This is a genomic window from Mycolicibacterium setense, from assembly GCF_000805385.1.
GTDB classification, from domain to species: Bacteria; Actinomycetota; Actinomycetes; order Mycobacteriales; family Mycobacteriaceae; genus Mycobacterium; species Mycobacterium setense.
In genome coordinates this window covers 792555-810901 of sequence record NZ_JTJW01000010.1, presented here as the reverse complement: position 1 = coordinate 810901, position 18347 = coordinate 792555, and the positions used below count along the sequence as shown (strand labels likewise).

Below are 18347 nucleotides of genomic sequence, written 5' to 3'. Positions count from 1 at the left end.
AGGGAAGGTTGAGTACGCAGGGGTTTGTCCGACGCCTACGGGTCGCGCCGCCGCGGATGCCGGGCGGCGAGGTCAACCTGGCTCCACCCCCCGAGGTGCCGCGCGCCATTCCGGGCAACCTGCTGATGCGTCTGATGCCATTCGTGATGCTGGTCGCCGTGATCGGCATGATCGCGCTGATGATCACCGTCGGTGGCAGGGACATGGCCAGAAGCCCGATGTTCCTGCTCTTCCCGATGATGATGATCATGTCGATGGTCGGCATGTTCATGGGCGGCGGGCAGCGCAATGGCAAAGCCGCTGCCGAGCTCAACGAGGAGCGTAAGGACTACTTCAGCTATCTGGCGAACCTTCGCGAGGAAGCCGACACCACCGGTGCCGAGCAACGCACCGCCCTGGAATGGAGCCACCCCGATCCGCGCGCACTGAGCGATGTGGTCGGCACCCGGCGCATGTGGGAGCGGCGGCCCAGCGACGCGGATTACTGCCACATCCGCGTCGGTATCGGGACCCACCGGTTGGCGACGCGGTTGATGGCACCCGAGACCGGCCCGCCCGAAGATCTGGAACCGGTGTCGACGGTGGCGCTGCGCAGGTTCGTCAAGACCCATTCGGTGGTGCACGCGCTACCGACCGCGGTGTCGCTGCGCGCGTTCCCCACCATCACATTCGAAGGCGAGCGCAAGCTCGCCCAGCAGCTGGTGCGGTCGATGGTGCTGGAACTGTGCACCTTTCACGGCCCCGATCATGTGCAGGTGGCGATCGTCACGGCCAACCCCGACGGTGAGAACTGGAGTTGGGTCAAATGGCTGCCGCACGCGCAGCATTCGTCGACCCGCGACGGCATGGGTTCGATGCGGCTGCTGTTCCCCACGCTGGAGCTGATGGAGACCGCGTTGTCTTCGGAGTTGGCGGAGCGCGGCCGGTTCACCCGCAACGCCCAGCCGACGCAGGGCCTCAAACAACTCGTCGTGGTGCTCGACGACGGATTCGTCACCGGCGACGAGCAGTTGATCACCGACGCCGGGCTGGACAGCGTGACGCTGTTGGACCTCAACGGTCTGCGCGCAGGCGCGTCGGCCCGCCGCAGCCTGCAACTGGTCGTCGAGGGCGACGACGTGGCCGCGCGCACCGCGGTGGGTGTCGAACGCTTCGCCACCCCGGACACGATCACGATCCCCGAGGCTGAGACCACGGCCCGGGGGATCGGGCGCTACCGCCCGGCGAACGCCGCGCACATCGTCAGCCTGGAGGCCGATTCGCGAGCGGTCGATCCGGGACTGATGGCGCTGCTGAAGATTCCCGACGCCGCAGGCATCGTGCCCGAACAGATATGGCGGCAGCGGTCCCCGCGGGAGCGGCTGCGGGTGCCGATCGGTATCACCCCGAACGGTCAGCCCATCGAACTCGACATCAAGGAGGCCGCCGAGGGCGGCATGGGTCCGCACGGGCTCTGCATCGGCGCCACCGGGTCGGGCAAGTCGGAATTCCTGCGCACCCTGGTGTTGTCGATGATCACATCGCACTCGCCCGAGCAACTCAACCTGGTTCTGGTCGACTTCAAGGGCGGCGCGACATTCCTGGGGCTGGACGGCATCGCCCACATCGCGGCCATCATCACCAACCTCGAAGACGAGCTGACCATGGTGGACCGCATGCGGGACGCGCTGGCCGGTGAGATGAACCGGCGCCAGGAGCTGCTGCGGTCCGCGGGCAACTTCCCGAACGTCACCGAATACGAGCGCGCCCGGGCGGCGGGCGCCGACCTCGAACCACTGCCCGCGCTGTTCATCGTCGTCGACGAGTTCTCCGAATTGCTATCGCAGAAACCGGATTTCGCCGAGCTGTTCGTGATGATCGGCCGGCTGGGCCGCTCCCTGCACATGCATCTGCTGCTGGCCTCGCAGCGGCTGGAGGAGGGCAAGCTGCGCGGCCTGGACTCGCACCTGTCCTACCGGATCGGCCTCAAGACGTTCTCGGCCGGTGAGTCACGCAGCGTGCTCGGTGTGCCCGACGCCTACCACCTGCCCAGCGTTCCGGGCTCGGCGTTCCTGAAATGCGATGCCTCCGAACCGATCCGGTTCAACGCGTGCTATGTGTCGGGGGAGTACGTCAAACCGCGGGTCTCGGCGCGCACCGGGCGGGTAACGCAGTTGGGGGCGCTGGCTCCCAAGCTGTTCACCGCCACCCCGGTGAAGAAGGATCCGGTGCCCGAGCGGGTACCTGCGCTGCACGATGTTCCGGAGGTCGAGCCGGAAAGGGCGAGTTCCGGGCCGAGCAAGACCACCCTGCTCGACATGGTGGTCAGCCGGCTGCGCGGCCACGGCAGGCCCGCCCACGAGGTGTGGCTGCCGCCCCTGGACGACAGCCCCGCGGTGAACGAGCTTCTGCCCGAATCCGATTGGTCCTCCCCGCAGAATCTCAACGGCCGGCTGTGGATGCCGATGGGTGTGGTGGACCGGCCCTACGATCAGCGCCGCGACGTGCTGATGGTCGACCTGTCCGGCGCCCAGGGCAACGTGGCGGTGGTCGGCGGGCCGCAGTCGGGCAAGTCCACCGCGCTACGCACTCTCATCCTGTCCGCCGCCGCCACCCACACTCCCGAGCAGCTGCAGTTCTACTGCCTGGACTTCGGTGGTGGCACCCTGACCAGCCTGGCGAAGCTGCCGCACGTCGGCGGGGTGGCCGGCCGGATGGACGCCGACGCCATCCGGCGCACCGTGGCCGAGGTCGCCGGCGTGCTGCGGAGCCGCGAGCAGCTGTTTCGCGACCTCGGCATCGAGTCGATGCGCGACTTCCGTCAGCGCAAGGCCCGGCTGGCCACCCTGCCGCCGGCCGAGGCCGCGCTGGATCCGTTGAGCCAGGACAACTTCGGCGATGTGGTGCTGGTCGTCGACGGTTGGGCGTCGATCAAGAGCGATTTCGAGCAGCTCGACCCGGTGATCCAGTCGCTGGCCATTCAGGGTCTGTCCTACGGCGTGCACGTGGCCATCACCGCATCGCGATGGATGGAGATCCGGCCGGCGGTCAAGGACATGCTCGGTACCCGAGTCGAGCTCCGGCTCGGCGACCCGATCGACAGCGAGGTGGCGCGCCGGTCGGCCGAACTGGTGCCGATAGGGCGGCCGGGCCGAGGTATCAACTCCGAGCGGCTGCACATCCTGATCGGATTGCCGCGCCTGGACTCCAGTTCGGCTGTGGAGGATCTGCCTGCCGGTGTGGCCGCGGCCGTCGAGGCGGTGCGCGCCCACTACCAGGATCGCGAGGCGCCGAAGGTCCGGATGTTGCCGCACGACGTGAACCGCAACGATGTCGTGCGGGTGGCCCGCGAGGCCGGGCAGCTCAGCAAGGCCCGTATCGCGATCGGCATCAACGAGGAAGAGCTGGCGCCGGTGGTTCTGGATTTCGATTCCCAGCCACACCTGGTCGCCTTCGCCGACACCGAATGCGGAAAGACCGGTCTGTTGCGCAACATCGCGGCCGGGGTGATGGAGAACGCCAGCCCGCTCGAGGCCAAGATCATCCTGGTCGACTTCCGTCGCTCGATGCTCGGTGTCGTCCCCGACGAATACCTCGGCGGCTACGCAACGGCCCCGCAGTCGTGCACGGACCTGATGACGGCGCTGGCCGGCGCGCTCAGAGATCGCCTGCCGCCCAACGACATCACCCAGCAGCAACTCAAGGAGCGATCCTGGTGGTCTGGTCCGGACCTGTTCGTGATGATCGACGACTACGACCTGATCCCCGGTGGTTCCCTGAGCCATCCGCTCGGCCCGCTGGTCGAATTTCTGCCACAGGCCCGTGACATCGGGTTGCGCGTCGTGATCACCCGGCGCAGCGGCGGTGCCGGCCGCGCGATGATGGACTCGATCGTCGGACGCCTGAAAGACCTGTCCTGCAACGGTTTGGTGATGAGCGGCAGCAAGGACGAGGGCGGTCTGTTCGGCGGATTCAAGGCGACCGCGATGCCTCCGGGCCGCGGCATGCTGGTGTCGCGCAGCACCCGTAGCGGCGTGGTGCAACTGTCCAGGATGCCCGACCTGTGACCGGGGTCGAGGAGCTCCGTCCGGTGCACGTGGTGTCCGCTGCGCCCGAGGCGATCCGAGTGTCGGTGGTCGGTGGCCGCACCCAGCTCGATGTCGCGCTCCCGGCCGACGTCCCGGTGGCGGCATTCCTTCCCGAGCTGGCCCGGCTGATCAAGTCCCGCGACGACGAGCGCAGCGACGACGTGGCCGATCGCGATGAGCGGCGGACATTCTGGGAGCTCAGCCGCGAAGGCAGGGCCGGCGCGCTGGAGCCCGACCGCACCTTGCGTGAGGCCGGAGTGGAAAACGGTGAGCTGCTGCGCCTCTCGGCCCGCCGTGCGTTGACGCCGCCGACGCTGTACGACGACGTGGTGGACGCCGCGGCTCGGCTGAACCGGGCGTCGTACGCGGCCTGGAGTGCCACCGCGGCGCAGATGATGGCGTTCGCAGGATTGTGGCTGTGCTCGGCCGTGTGGGTGGTGCTCCTGCTGGCCCCCGCGTTGTCGGCGCACCGGCCGACGCTCATGGTCGCCGCGACGCTGACGCTCGTCACGTTGGTCGCCGGCGCTGCGCTCGTACGCCGATTCCTCGGCAGGGCCGACATCGCCGCTGCGGTCGGTCCGCCGGTGATCGCCATCGGCACCGCGGCGGGCTGGGTACTTGCGGCCCCGCACGGTACGGTCGGCGTGGCCGCGGCATGCGCAATACTGTTGGGCCTCACCGTCATCTGCCACCGCGTGATCGGTGCCGGCCATTGGACCTACGTGGCCGCCGAGGTGCTGCTGAGCTTCGGCGCGGTGGCCTTCGGCGTCCGCGCGCTGGGTGTACCGGTCGCCACGGTGGCCACCGTCGCCGCGGTGGTCGCGGTGTTCGGTTGCCTGGTGGTGCCGGCGCTGACCGCACGGCTGGACCAGTACCCGACGGCGTCGGCCCGCGCATCGCGCGCGGACGACCCGTTCACCACGTCTGCAGTCACCTCGCCGGTACAGACCCAGCCCAGCACCCCCATGCCGAGTGCGGAGCAGGTGTGGGACCGGGTGCACTCAGCGGTGTTGACCCGCTCCGGCTTGCTGGCCGGTGCCGCCGCGGCCGCGTTGATCAGCGCCACCGCGCTGATGCGCGTCGACACAGGTTGGCCGGCATTCGCTTTCGCCATGGTCTGCGCTGCGGTGCCGGCCTTGCACAGCCGCCGGGCTGATACCTGGCCCGAGCGTGCCGCGCTGGCGGTGCCCGCTGTGACGCTCGTGCTGGTGACCTGTGTGCAAGCCCAGACCGGGGTGTGGCCGTTGCAGCTCACCGGGGTGGTCGTGCTGGCGGTGCTCGCCGTCGCCGGGGTGGTAGGTGCGGTTGGCCGGGAAGGCCGAAAGCTGCGCGCGGTCATGGTGTATCTCGAATACGTGGCCGTCGCCGCGGTGATCCCGCTGGCGCTGTGGCCGCTCGGACTGTACGAGCGGCTGGGCGGCTGATGAACGCCCGGCGGTGCACCGCGGTGGTGACCGTGGTTCTCACGGTGGCGCTGTCCGGGTTCGGCGCGCCGCCGGCCGGTGCTGTGACGCCACCTGTCGTCGAACCCGGTCCGCCGCCGAGCGGGCCCGTCGCGCCGGCGCAGCCGACCGAACAGAAGACGGTCTGCCAGGTTGTCACCGGCGTGCTTCCCGGCACTGACCTTGCCAAACAAACCAGCGCGGAGGCCATGCTCGAATACCGCAAGGCGTGGCGCTTTTCCCGTGGCGCCGGGCAGAAGGTGGCGGTGATCGACACCGGCGTCAACCGCCATCCGCGGCTCCCGGCGCTCGAACCGGGCGGTGACTACGTGTCCAACAGCGACGGGCTGGTCGATTGCGACGCGCACGGCACCCTGGTCGCCGGCATCATCGCCGCGGCTCCGGCCGACGGCGACAGCTTCGCCGGCGTCGCCCCCGAGGCCACGATCCTGTCGATCCGGCAGAACAGCGGCGCCTTCAGCGTCGCGGGCACCAGCAGCGGCCAGAACGACGACCCCAACGCGACATCGGTCGGATACGGCAACACGCACACGCTGGCGCTGGCGATCGCCCGGGCGGTGGACCTCGGGGCCACGGTGATCAACCTGTCGGAGGTGGCCTGCGCACCCGTGTCGGCGGGAATGGACGACCGGGAGCTGGGGCGTGCGGTGCGGTACGCCTACGAGCGCAATGTCGTGGTGGTGGCCGCCGCGGGCAACTTCAACGCGCAGAGCATGTGCAAGGCGCAGAACAACATGGACGATCCGAACCAGCCTCTGCACAACGGCTGGAACAGTGTCAGCACCATCGCGAGCCCGGCCTGGTTCGCCGACTACGTGCTGACCGTCGGCGCCGTCACCACATCGGCCACCCCGGCCGACTTCAGCCTGCACGGGCCATGGGTGGCCGTGGCCGCCCCGGGCGAGCGGATCACCTCGCTGGACGCCGCCGGGCCCGGCCTGATCAACGCACAACTCGGCCAGCAGGGGCTGGCGCCGCTGAACGGCACGAGTTTCGCGGCGCCGTTCGTATCGGGCGTGGTGGCGTTGATCAGGTCGCGCTACCCCGACCTGACCGCAGGCGAGGTCAAGGATCTGGTCCAACGGACAGCCCGAACCCCGGGGAATGGCCCCAACCAGGCCACTGGTTATGGAGTCGTGGACCCGGTCGCGGCGCTGACGTACCAGCTCCCGCCCGGTACCGCCGAGCGCGACGTCACGGCCGGTTCACCGATCGCAGGCCCGCCGCAACCTGATGCGGGTAATGTGCGGGCGCGCAGGATCGTCTTCACCGTCACCGCGGCGTGTCTTGCGTTGATGGTGGCGGCGGTGGCGGTGGCTGCTGCCCGGCGGCGGAACAGGTGAGTTAGGAGGAAGATGCCGAACGAGAATCAGCCGAGCGTTGAGCAGACCTCGCTCGACGACTTGGCTCCTGGTGAATTGGATGCGGTGGAGGCCCGGGCTGCCGCACTGCTGGAACAGATTGCGGCGCAACGCACCGCCCGGCAAGCCCATACCGCCGCATCGCCCGCCGATGAAACGACCGATGCCTTCGCGGTGTCGCCTCCGCCCGCGCCCGAACCTCCGCCCGCGCCTGAACCTGCGCCCGAACCTGCCCCGGCCCCGCCGGCCCGTCGGCTGGCCCCGCCTCCGTGGCAGATGCACAGCACGATCGGGTCGCGAGAGTTCGCCGAACGGTTCGACCTCGACCACCGGGAAGCGCAGCGCGGCCCCGAGCCCGTCGAACGTGAGCCTGAGCCTCAACCTCCGGCTCCTGAGCAGCCGGAACCTCCGACCGGGTTGATCCCGATTCCGCCACTTCCGGAGACCGCACGGCATGCCCTCCCGCCGGACGCGGCCCGGCACGCACAGCCGCCGGAGGCGGCCAGACCGGCCCAGCCGCCGGAGGCGGCCAGGCCGACACCCCCACCGGAGGCGGCCAGGCCGGCACCACCGCCACCGCCGCTGCCGCCCCTGCCGTTGCCGCCGCTGCCGTTGCCGCCGCCGGGATTCATCCCACCGCCCGGCACGCTGCCGCCGCTGCCGCCCCAGGCGGGCGGGGCGCCGCCCCAGTACTCTCCGGTGCCGCCCTCGCTCGACGACGCCGGAATCATCAACCGTGCCCGCAATGCACCTCATTCGGGATGGCGCCGGGCTGTGCATCTGGCCAGCGCCGGCCGCGTCAATCCCGGTGAATCGCGCCGGGAGCGTGAGCGGGACGACCTGCTGGCGCAGATCCGTCAGCCGATCGCCGGCGACTTCCGGATCGCCGTGCTGTCGATCAAGGGCGGTGTCGGCAAGACCACCACCACTCTGGGATTGGGCTCGGCGCTGGCCATGATGCGCCATGACCGGGTGATCGCGGTCGACGCCAACCCGGATCGCGGGACACTGGCAGAGCGGGTGCGCGACGCATCGAGCCAGTCCACCGTGCGCGATCTGCTGTCGGATCCCGACATCGAGCGCTACGCCGACGTGCGCAGTCACACGCGGATGGCGGGCAGCCGGCTGGAAGTTCTGGCCAGCGAGCAGGAACCCGCGGTGTCGGAAGTGTTCGGCGAATCCGACTATCGCCGCACCGTCAGCATCCTGCGTCGCTACTACAACATCATCCTCACCGACTGCGGTACCGGCATCATGCATTCCGCCATGGCGGGTGTGCTCGATCTGGCGCATGCGATCGTGCTGGTCAGTTCACCCGCCATCGACGCGGCGCGGAGTGCATCGGCGACGCTGGACTGGTTGATGCAGCACGGGCATTCCGCGTTGGTACGCGAGGCGCATGTGGTGCTGAGCGCCTCGCGGCCCGGATCGGCGAAGCTCAAACTCGACAAGGTCTACGAGCACTTCGAGGCGCGGTGCCGCTCGGTGCACATGATCCCGTTCGATCCGCATCTGGCCGAGGGTGCCGACGTCGATTTCGACCTGCTGGACCCGGCCACGCTCCAGGCGTATCTGGAATTGGCTGCTGCCGTTGCCGAGAAGTTTCCCAGGCTGCGGGGCGCACCCCAGTACCGCTGACTCACCCGCTCGGTCAGCGAGGCAAATATCGATCGGCCGGTCCCAGGGCATCTGAGCTATCGGCCAGTAGTCGGGACTATCCAGTTGGCTTCGGCTATCTCGACACGGTGGGCAAATTGACGTGCGAGCAGCATTGCGACAATGGCAATTTCACGCCCGACTGTTGTGCGCCCGCTCAAACATGGGAATTTCAAATCAGATTCGGTTAACTGCCTGGCAGTGCCTGGGTGAATCTGGAACACTGGCCGGAATGAGCAACGATGCCCTCCGGCATCAGATGACCGAGGTACTTGCCCTGGTCCAAGAGCAGATGGCCGATATTGCGGCGGTGCAGCGCGAGCAGCAACAGCTCACCGCGACCGCTGACGCGGCTGATGGCTTGGTCCAGGTAACGGTCGATGCCCGCGGCCATGTCATGGAGACCGTGATCGACGAGTCGTACCTCGATGAGTACGACCTGGAGGAACTCGGCGGCCACGTCACCTCAGCCGCGCAGAATGCGGCGCAACTCGTGGCGCAGCGGGCCGCTGCCCTGATGGTGCCGATCGAGGAGCGGCGCAGGATGATGCCGTCGCTGTCGGACATCGTGGACAGTGCGCCCGATCTGCGTGACCTGACCAGGTCCGTGTACGGCGACGACGACGCGGTCGTCCGCGCGCGCGGACCAGAGGAAGACGATACGGACGAATCCGCATTCCCCACCGTGAGGAGCTGAATCCATGGCTGACGAGCTCGGTGTCGGACCTTCAGAGCTGCGGGCAACCTCGAAGGACCTGAATGATGTCAGCGTCCGGATGAAGAACGTGCTGTCCACGCTGCAGGCCAACCTGGCGGCCGAGGGTGCCGCGTGGGGTGACGACAAGATGGGTGACGGGTTCGCGAAAGGCGGCGAAGGGTATCTGGCGCAAAAGGATTGGGTCGACGGCTCGGTGGTCGTCAAAACCGATCTGCTCGATTATTACTCGGACGGTTTGAAGGGCTCTGCGGACTCCTTCGAGCAAAACGAACAGGCGTAGCGGTCAGCGCCATGGGGCGGTGCGCCGCGTAGGCCGGCTGACGCAGCTATTCGCTTATGGACATACAGATCCCGCCCGAGCTCCAATGGGTGTCATACCTCGCGGGCGGTGAGTGGCCGCAAGGCAGCGAGACCCGCACCCGTCGTATCGGCGAGCATTATCAAGCTGCCGCCGAAGCATTGCAGGAACTCATCCCGGACCTCAGCAGGGTCCGCGGAGAGACCATGTCGGTCCTGTTCGGTGACACCGCCGAAGCGGCGGAGAAGCAGTTCGCCATGCTGTTCGACGGCGACTACACCGTGGACAAACTGGCCGAGGGCATCTCGGGAATGGGCGAGGGCGCCACCAATTTCAGCTCCGAGATCGAATACAGCAAGCTGTCGATCATCGTCGGACTGGCACTCGCCGCTGCCGAGATCTCCTACAGCCTGGCCATGTCCAGCCCGACGCTCGGGGCGTCGACGGCCGCGATCCCCGTCATCGAAACCACGACCATCGCGTGGATACGCGCGCTCGTCGCATGGGCGATTCGGCGGATCGGCGAGAAGATGGCCGAACTGCTGACCAGGACCATGATGAAGAGGCTCCTGCACGAAGGCTTCAAGGAATCCGGGCAGGAGCTGGCGCAGGGGCTGCTTCAAGAGGGCATCGTCCAGGGCATCCAAGCCAACAACGGACACGCCGACTTCCGATGGGACCGGTTCAAGCAGACCGCGATTGCCTCGACCGTCGGTGGCGGCGCGGGCGGAATGACCGCTGTCCCGATGATGCACGGGATGGGACATGTTTCTCGCAACCGGATAACGGCGGGCGCCAAGGGTGCGGTGACCATGTTCACCGCCGGAGTGACGGGCAACGTTGCCGGCACCTTGTCCGTCGGTGGTGAATTCGACACGTTGTCGATCCTCGCCAGTTCGACCAGTACCAGTCTCGGCGGTATGAACGGTCTCGGCAGAGGCCAGGGGGGTCAGCAGACCGACCACACAAATCCGGCCGGGCTTCCGGGTCCCGACGCTCCGAATGTCGGTCTGCGGGGCGATGATCCGGACGGCAAGATGCTGGATACGGGCCAGCAGGACGACGACGGCAAGACCGATAGCAGCCGGACTCCCCAGAACGACTCCACCGGGCAATCGGCCGCACCCGCCAAGGCGGGTCTGGGACGCGGTGGTGGTAGCCAGACGAACAACACCACCCCACAGGCGGATTCGAAGCCGTCCTCCCGCAACGGGGAACGCCACAATGGGGTGGACGAGTCCACCGATCAGGAATCCGACGAGACACCCGATCAAGCCGACGCCGAGACCGACACCGACACCGACGCCGAGACCCAACATGCACCCGCTGACCGGGATGACCAGCAGCATTCGCCGAACCCGCAGCCGGACAACGGCGATACGGCCGACATTCCCGCGGATGAGCCCGCGCATACGGCCACCCTCAGTCCGGATCAGGAGGTCGCCAACCCACCGGCGCATGCTGCGACGACGGACGTGCCGCAGGCGGCCGTAGCCGCGGAGCCGGTGTCGGTCGATCCGGGGCAGCAGGTCGAAGGCGCCCATGTCGCACCCGAAGTGGCAGAGGCCCCCCAGACAACCGCTGATCCGGTGCAGCCGCAGCAGGCTCCCGTGCCGGAAGCCCCCGAGCAACACGGCCCGCCGGTCGTCGGGGCCCCGTCGTCGTCGACGACCACGGTGTCGCCGGCCACGCCGCCGACCACGCCCACGCCCACACCGCCGACCACCCCGCCCACCACGCCCACGACCGCCGAACCGGCCACCAAACCTGCTGCGGCGAAACCCGATTCGAAGCCGACGGAGCCGAGGCAGGCGCCGCCGACCGCGCAACCGGCCGGCGCGGAATCGCAGGCGGCGGGCCTGCCCGCGGCGCGGGTCCAAGAGACCGCTCAGAACACGAAGCAGAACACCACGCAGGACAGCGGTGCGGACGTCGCACCCGCGAACACGGATTCCGAGGTCACCGAAACTGGTGGTCCGAGGCGGGGTGACCAGAACTGCGTGTTCGACGCCGCTGACGATCTGTCATCGCACTTCCGCAAGCAGTTCCAGGTCGACGGGCAGCCGACAGCCACCGGAATGCCCGCGCGGGCCCTTTACCAGGCTGTCGGGTCGCGGGCGGACTTCGCCACCTACGCCGAGATCGAAGCCACGCTGCGAGGAATGGAACCCGGTTCGGCCGCGGTCATCACGTCGGCGTGGGCAGGCGACGGGCAGCGCCAGGGCGGGCACGCCTACGTGGCGGTCTTCGACGGCAAAGACGTGTATCTGCTCCACCGCGGGGAGCGGCAGGGCTGGCCGCCGTCATGGGGCCAGAGCGCGGTGTCGACGACCGCCGTCGGTTACCTTGATGCACAGGGTAATCCGGTAAACGAGCTCGGCACCCGGCCCGACGATCTCGACGCCGCGATCGCCGTCGGCGACGTGCAGGGCACCGGCGATCAGGCGCCCGGCGAGCAGTGGCGCGACGTCACGCCCCAGGGCCAGATCGCCGACGAGGCACTCGCGAAACGCGTACCACCGGTGGACGCAGGCGACCTGAGAAACCCGCTGGGGTTGATGGAGTCAGCCGACGCGCGGGCACGAGCCAACGCGGCCTGGTGGGCCGGACTGAGCGGACCGGAGCAGCGGGCCCTGATCGACGTGCACCCGCAGCACATCGGCAACGCGGAGGGCATCCCGCCCGGCGCCCGGCATGAGGCGAATACGCAACTGCTGGAAGCGCAACGTGCGCAGTTGAAGTCGTTGCTTGGCGACGGTCACCGGCTCACCCGGGCGCAGAGCAAGATGCTGGCCCGGCTCGATCGAATCCACAGTTCGTTCGCTGACGCACAAGCCCGCGCGCAGGACGCCGGTGTCGATGCCCCGATGCTGTTGGCCTTCGACGCATCGGAATTCGGTGGCCACGGCCGTGCGGTCGTCAGCTTCGGCGATCCCTATCGAGCGGACTCGGTGTCGTGGCATGTGCCGGGCCAGGGCACCACGATCGACCGCATCGGCGCGTGCATGGACGGCGCGCTCGATCACCTGCAGGCCACGCTGCAGGCGAACCCCGGGCAGTCGGTCGCCTCGATCGCGTGGCTCGGCTACGACGCACCCAGTGGCTGGAGTAGCTGGCGAGTGGCCGGACGCGGGTCGGCCCGTGAGGGCGGCGCGGTCCTCTACAGCGACATCCGGGGCTTCAACGCCGCCCGCGACACGTGGGCCGGCGACGGCAGCCACTTCACGGACAACCACATCTTCGCCCACGGCTACGGCACGACCGCCGTCAGCTACGCCGGCCGAGACGGTCGGCTGGCCAACGACATTCGTACCGTCACCCTCACCGACTCGCCGGGAGCCGGGCCGGTGCGCCGCGCCGCCGAGTTCGGGATCGGGGCCGACAACGTCTACGTCGCGTCCACGTCGCGGGACGTCCCCGCCGTACTGGCCGGGCGAACGCCGGTCGCCGAGCTCAGCATCGGCGTCGACCCCTCGGGTGAATCTTTCGGAGCGAACCGCGAAACCCACCCACAACTCGAACCGCCTTCCGAGACCGATGTTCCGGCGCTTGAGCCGACGACCCCCGCCGTCCAGAGCACCCGTGAGATCGCGGATGAGGCACTGGCGCAGCGGGACCCATCCGTCAGCGCGAAGGACGTGGTCAACCCGTTGGGTGTGGCCGAGGATGCCAGAACCCGGGCCGAGGCCAATGTCCGCTGGTGGTCGGGCCTGTCAGAAGACCAGCGCGATGCGCTCGTCAAGACCTACCCGGCCCAGATCGGAAACTCCGAGGGCATACCACCGGCCACCCGCGACCTGGCGAACCGCACCGCCCTGCGGATCGCCCGGGAACATGTGCAGCACAAGCTCGATCGCGGCGAAAAACTGACCAAGCGGGAAAAGAACCATCTGCTGCGGATGAACCGCCTTGATACCGCCTTGCGGACCATGGGGCGCGAAGCGGCGGATGCCGGCATCGACCCACCGCTGGTGCTGGCGTTCGATCCACCGGCGTTCGGTGGCGACGGCCGGGCGGTCGTGAGCTTCGGTGCAGATCCCTATCTGGCCGATTCGGTGTCGTGGTTGGTGCCGGGATTCGCCACGACCATCGACAAGCTCGAAGGGAACATGCGCAATGCGCTGAACCACCTGCAGTCGACGCTCCAGGAGAACCCGACACTGGCGGCGACGTCGATCGCCTGGATCGGATATGACGCTCCGAATGGTGCGGCGACCGGTCGGGTTGTCGGCCCCGGACTCGCCCGCCAGGGCGCCGAGATCCTGTACAGCGATATCCGGGCATTCAACGCCGCACGCGACACCGCAGCGGGTGACGGCAGCCATTTCCGTGACAACCACATCTTCGCGCACTCCTACGGCTCGACCACCGCGAGCTACGCCGGACGCAACGGACGGCTGGCCGACGACATCCGCACGGTGACGCTGCTCGGTTCACCGGGTGCGGGTCCGATGCGCAATGCCAGTGAGTTCGGGATCGGCAACCGCAACGTGTTCGTCGCGTCTTCGTCGCTGGATCCGGTTACCGGGCTGGGTGGGCGCGTGCCCGGTCAGGACGGACGATTCGCGGGACGTGGGCTCGGCATGGATCCGGCGATGAAAGAATTCGAGGCGGTCCGGATCACCGCCCAGTTCCCGGCGTCGATGAACGACGGCGGCAGCGTGGGAACCCACCGAAGCTACTACCGATACATGGACGGCGATGCCGATCCACGGGTGCGTACCGAATCATTGGCGAACTTCGGCCGGATCGCCGCGGGACACCCCGAGAGACTGCACCAGGAAAGGCACCGCACGGTTGTCGACGGGCGCACCGTGGACCCTGCCGAGGGTCGGGCGTTACGGCTCGACAGTGACAATCAGAGCGATCAGCCAGGGGAACGGCGGCCCTGGAACCCACGGTGGCATCCGGCCGAGGTCGAGCCGTCGGCCGCGCAGGTGGCAGCGGATCAGGCGCTGGGGCAACGGATCCCGCCGGTCGGCATCAACGAGCTGGTCACCCCGCTGGGCGACGAGCCGCAGGCGGTGGCCCGGGCCCAGGCCAACGCGGCCTGGTGGTCGGGGCTCAACGAGCAGCAGCGCAGCGATCTGATAACGGCGTACCCGTATCAGATCGGCAACGCCGAAGGCATTCCGGCCGCCGATCGGGACACCGCCAATCGTCGTGTGCTGCAACGCTATCTGGACCAGGCCGCCGGCATCCAGGCTCAGATCGATGCCGGCAACAGTCCCAACAGCACCCAGCTCGACTTCCTGTTGCGGGTGAATCGCCTGGAGCACGCCCTGCAACGGGCGCAGGTGGCCGCTCAGCAGGCCGGCGTGGGAGACCCGTTCATCCTCGCGTTCGACCCGCCGGCATTCGGCGGGGACGGGCGCGTGCTGGTGAGCTTCGGCACCGACCCGTACGTCGCGGACTCGGTGTCGTGGTACGTGCCCGGCATGGGGGCACAGATCAACAAACTCGACTACCTCATGCACTGCGCGCTGAACATCCTGCAGTCGACGCGCACCGAGAGCCCGTCTCTGTCGGCGGCCTCGATCGCCTGGCTGGGCTATGACGCACCGAACAACTCGGGGACAGTCCGGGTGGGCAGTACGGCGTTGGCCGAGGCCGGCGGCGACATCCTGCACGCCGACATCAGCGCGTTCAACGCGACGCGTGACGCGTTCGCCGGGGACGGTAGCCATTTCACCGGCAATCACCTCTTCGGGCATTCGTACGGTTCGACGACCACCTGCTACGCGGGACGCGACGGCCGCCTGGCGGAGCACGTCAGCACGGTCACGCTTCTCGGTTCGCCCGGGGCGGGTCCGTTACAGCAGGCCAGTGACTTCGGGATCGTCCCCCGCAATGTGTTCGTCGCGTCGTCGTCGCGGGATTTCGTGACGGGCCTCGGTGGGCGGACCGCGGATTCAACGGGCCGGTTGGGCCGGGGCCTGGGCACCGACCCGGCGATGGATACCTTCGGTGCGCAGCGAGTGCGCGCGGAATTCCCGGCTTCGATGGACCGCAAGGACACCACCGCCACCCACAACGCGTACTTCGACTTCCAGGAGACCGACGGTCCGGGCACCCGGCAGTGGCTGGTCACTCCGGCGAACGCGGTCCCCTCCGAATCGCTGGCGAACCTGGGCCGCATCGCCTCGGGGCACACCGAACGACTCGACCACGAAACCCACCGCTCCATGCAGGAGCGGCCGGGACGCCTGTTCGGAACCCGCAGAGCAACTGTGGAACCCGCGGCGAATCGGAGCGACAACCAGGGCCGCAACTGGTGGAACCCGCGGTGGCGTGATGGCGACATCGAGGTCGAACCGCAGCACGCCGTCACCGAACCCAATTGGACGTCGAGCAGTAGCCCGACGCCGCACGCGGCAACCAAGGCGGTGGCGGATGCGGCGCTCTCACAGCGCATTCCGCCAGCGGGGGCCGCCGATCTGGTCAACCCACTGGGCCGGGCTGGGGAAGCGACGGCGCGGGCCGAGGCCAACGCACAGTGGTGGGCGGGCCTGAACGATACGCAGCGGCAGGCGTTGATCAACACGTATCCGGCGCGGATCGGCAACGCGGAGGGTATTCCGCCGGTCGCCCGGGACGCCGCGAACCGCCTTGCGATCAAACGTTTCCAAGAGCACGTGCAGTCGATGATCGACCGTGGCGTGCGACCGGGGAAGAACGACCTCGCGAATCTGTTGCGGGTGAACCGGTTGGACGCGGCGCTGCAGGCAGCGGCGGCGAATGCGGTGCAGGCCGGGGTCGGTGGCCCGATGGTGCTCTCGCTGGACCCCTTTGAGTTCGGTGGTGACGGCCGGGCGGTCGTGAGTTTCGGTGCGGATCCGTATCAGGCGGATTCGGTGTCGTGGCTGGTGCCCGGGTTTGCGACCACGGTCGACAAGCTCGAAGGGAACATGCGTAACGCACTTAACCACGTGCGGTCGACGGTGCGCGAAAATCCCACGCTGGCAGCGACATCCATTGCCTGGATCGGGTATGACGCGCCCAACGGCATGGCCAGTGGCCGGGTGCTGAGCCCGAAACTGGCGCGGGCCGGTGCTGAGATCCTGTACTCCGACATTCGCGCGTTCAACGTCGCACGCAACACGCTGGCCGCTGACGGCAGCGAGTTCACCGGCAACCACGTGTTCGGCCACTCCTACGGTTCGACCACCGTGAGCTACGCGGGTATCGGTGGCCGGCTGAAGAATGACATTCGCACCGTGACGTTGCTGGGATCGCCGGGCGCCGGTCCGATGCACCATGCCGGGCAGTTCGGCCTCGGCGACGGCAACGTGTTCGTCGCGTCGTCATCGAAGGACCCGGTCACCGGATTCGGCGGACGCAGAGCGGAACAGGACGGCCGCTTCGCCGGACGCGGGCTGGGCATGGATCCCGCGATGGACGAATTCGGGGCGGTTCGGGTTACTTCCGAGTTCCCGGCGGCGGTGAACACGCCGAGCACGTTCGGGACGCACAAGAGCTATCACCACCATGTGAGTGAGGGCGACGGCGCCCCGGTGCGGAACGAATCCCTGGCCAATTCCGGGCGGATCGCCGCAGGCCGCACCGACAGGCTGCACCACGAGGGCTATCGCAGGGTGGTCGACGGGCGCACGGTGGATCCGGCGGTCGGACGGCCACTGCGACTGGACGATGACACCCAGGTAGAGCACGAAGGCCCGCGACGGCCATGGAATCCACGGTGGCGTGCGGGTGAGATCGAGCCGTCAGAGGCGCGGCTGGTCGCGGACGAGGCGCTGGACCAAAGGATTCCACCGCTGGCCGTCGACGACCTGGTGCATCCGCTGGGTAGGGAATCGCAAGCGGTGGCCCGCGCCCGCAACAATGCCGCGTGGTGGTCGGGGTTGTCGCCGGATCAACAGCAAGCGTTGCTTCAGGAGTATCCGCACCAGATCGGCAACGCCGAAGGCATCCCCTCCGCCGTCCGCGACAGCGCCAACCGGGAGATGCTGCGGCAATATGCAGAGCGGGCCGCGGCGGTGCAGGCCAGGATCGACGCCGGGGAGAAGATCAGCGATCGCGAACTGGACTTCGTGCGTAGGGTCAACCGGCTCGAAAATGCCATGCAGCGAGCGGAAGTGGCGTCGACGCAGGCCGGGGAAGGTCATCCGCTCTTGCTGGCGCTGGATCCGGGCGCGTTCGGTGGCGACGGTCGCGCGCTGGTGAGCTTCGGGGCGGACCCGTACACGGCGGATTCGGTGTCGTGGTACGTACCCGGCCTGGGGTCACAGCTGGACAAACTCGACTACATCATGCACTGCGCGTTGAACATCCAGCAGTCGACCCGGGCCGAAAATCCCTCACTGGCGTCCGCCTCGATCGCCTGGCTGGGATATGACGCACCGAACGATTCGGCGTCGGCGCGTGTGGCCCGGCCCGGTCTGGCGCGTGCCGGCGGTGAGATGCTCTACACCGACATCAGCACGTTCAACGCGGTGCGCGACGCATTCTCCGGTGACGGTAGCCATTTCACCGGTAACCACGTGTTCGGGCATTCCTACGGTTCGACCACCACGGGTTACGCCGGCGCCGGTGGCCGGTTGGCGCCGCACATCACCACGGTGACGCTGGTGGGCTCGCCGGGCGCAGGCCCGCTGCGCAGCGCTGGTGACTTCGGGATCGACACTCGCAATGTGTTCGTCGCCTCGTCGTCACGAGACTTCGTCACCGGGCTGGGCGGGCGTACCTCGGATTCGCAGGGCCGGTTCGGAATCGGGCTGGGCACCGATCCGGCAATGGACACCTTTGGTGGGCAACGCATCAGCG

Annotated in this window: 5 protein-coding genes and 2 pseudogenes; all 7 read left to right on the top strand. The window is 68.3% G+C overall.

Features of this window, described 5'->3' with window-relative positions; genetic code table 11:
* The first annotated feature begins 8 nt into the window (after nt 1-8).
* A complete protein-coding gene (locus QQ25_RS28970) occupies nt 9-4046 on the top strand; it encodes a type VII secretion protein EccC (RefSeq protein WP_039382503.1) in 4038 nt (1345 codons plus the stop codon).
* Nucleotides 4043-5491, top strand: a complete 1449-nt coding sequence (eccD, locus tag QQ25_RS28965; protein WP_039382501.1) for a type VII secretion integral membrane protein EccD — start codon at nt 4043-4045, stop codon at nt 5489-5491. The genes QQ25_RS28970 and eccD overlap by 4 nt, the downstream gene beginning before the upstream one ends.
* A complete protein-coding gene (mycP, locus tag QQ25_RS28960; protein WP_039382500.1) occupies nt 5491-6873 on the top strand; it encodes a type VII secretion-associated serine protease mycosin in 1383 nt (460 codons plus the stop codon). Before eccD ends, mycP begins: the two co-directional genes overlap by 1 nt.
* 240 nt (nt 6874-7113) lie before the next feature.
* A pseudogene (locus QQ25_RS31615) lies at nt 7114-8529 on the top strand (MinD/ParA family ATP-binding protein); the annotation flags it as partial.
* 250 nt (nt 8530-8779) lie between these two features.
* On the top strand, nt 8780-9244 hold the full coding sequence (locus tag QQ25_RS30420) for a YbaB/EbfC family nucleoid-associated protein (RefSeq protein WP_064875133.1): 465 nt from the start codon (nt 8780-8782) through the stop codon (nt 9242-9244).
* A 4-nt stretch (nt 9245-9248) separates the two neighbouring features.
* Nucleotides 9249-9545, top strand: a complete 297-nt coding sequence (locus QQ25_RS28945; protein ID WP_039382496.1) for a WXG100 family type VII secretion target — start codon at nt 9249-9251, stop codon at nt 9543-9545.
* 56 nt (nt 9546-9601) lie between these two features.
* Nucleotides 9602-18238: pseudogene (locus QQ25_RS31470) on the top strand (alpha/beta hydrolase); the annotation flags it as partial.
* Between the last annotated feature and the right edge of the window lie 109 nt (nt 18239-18347).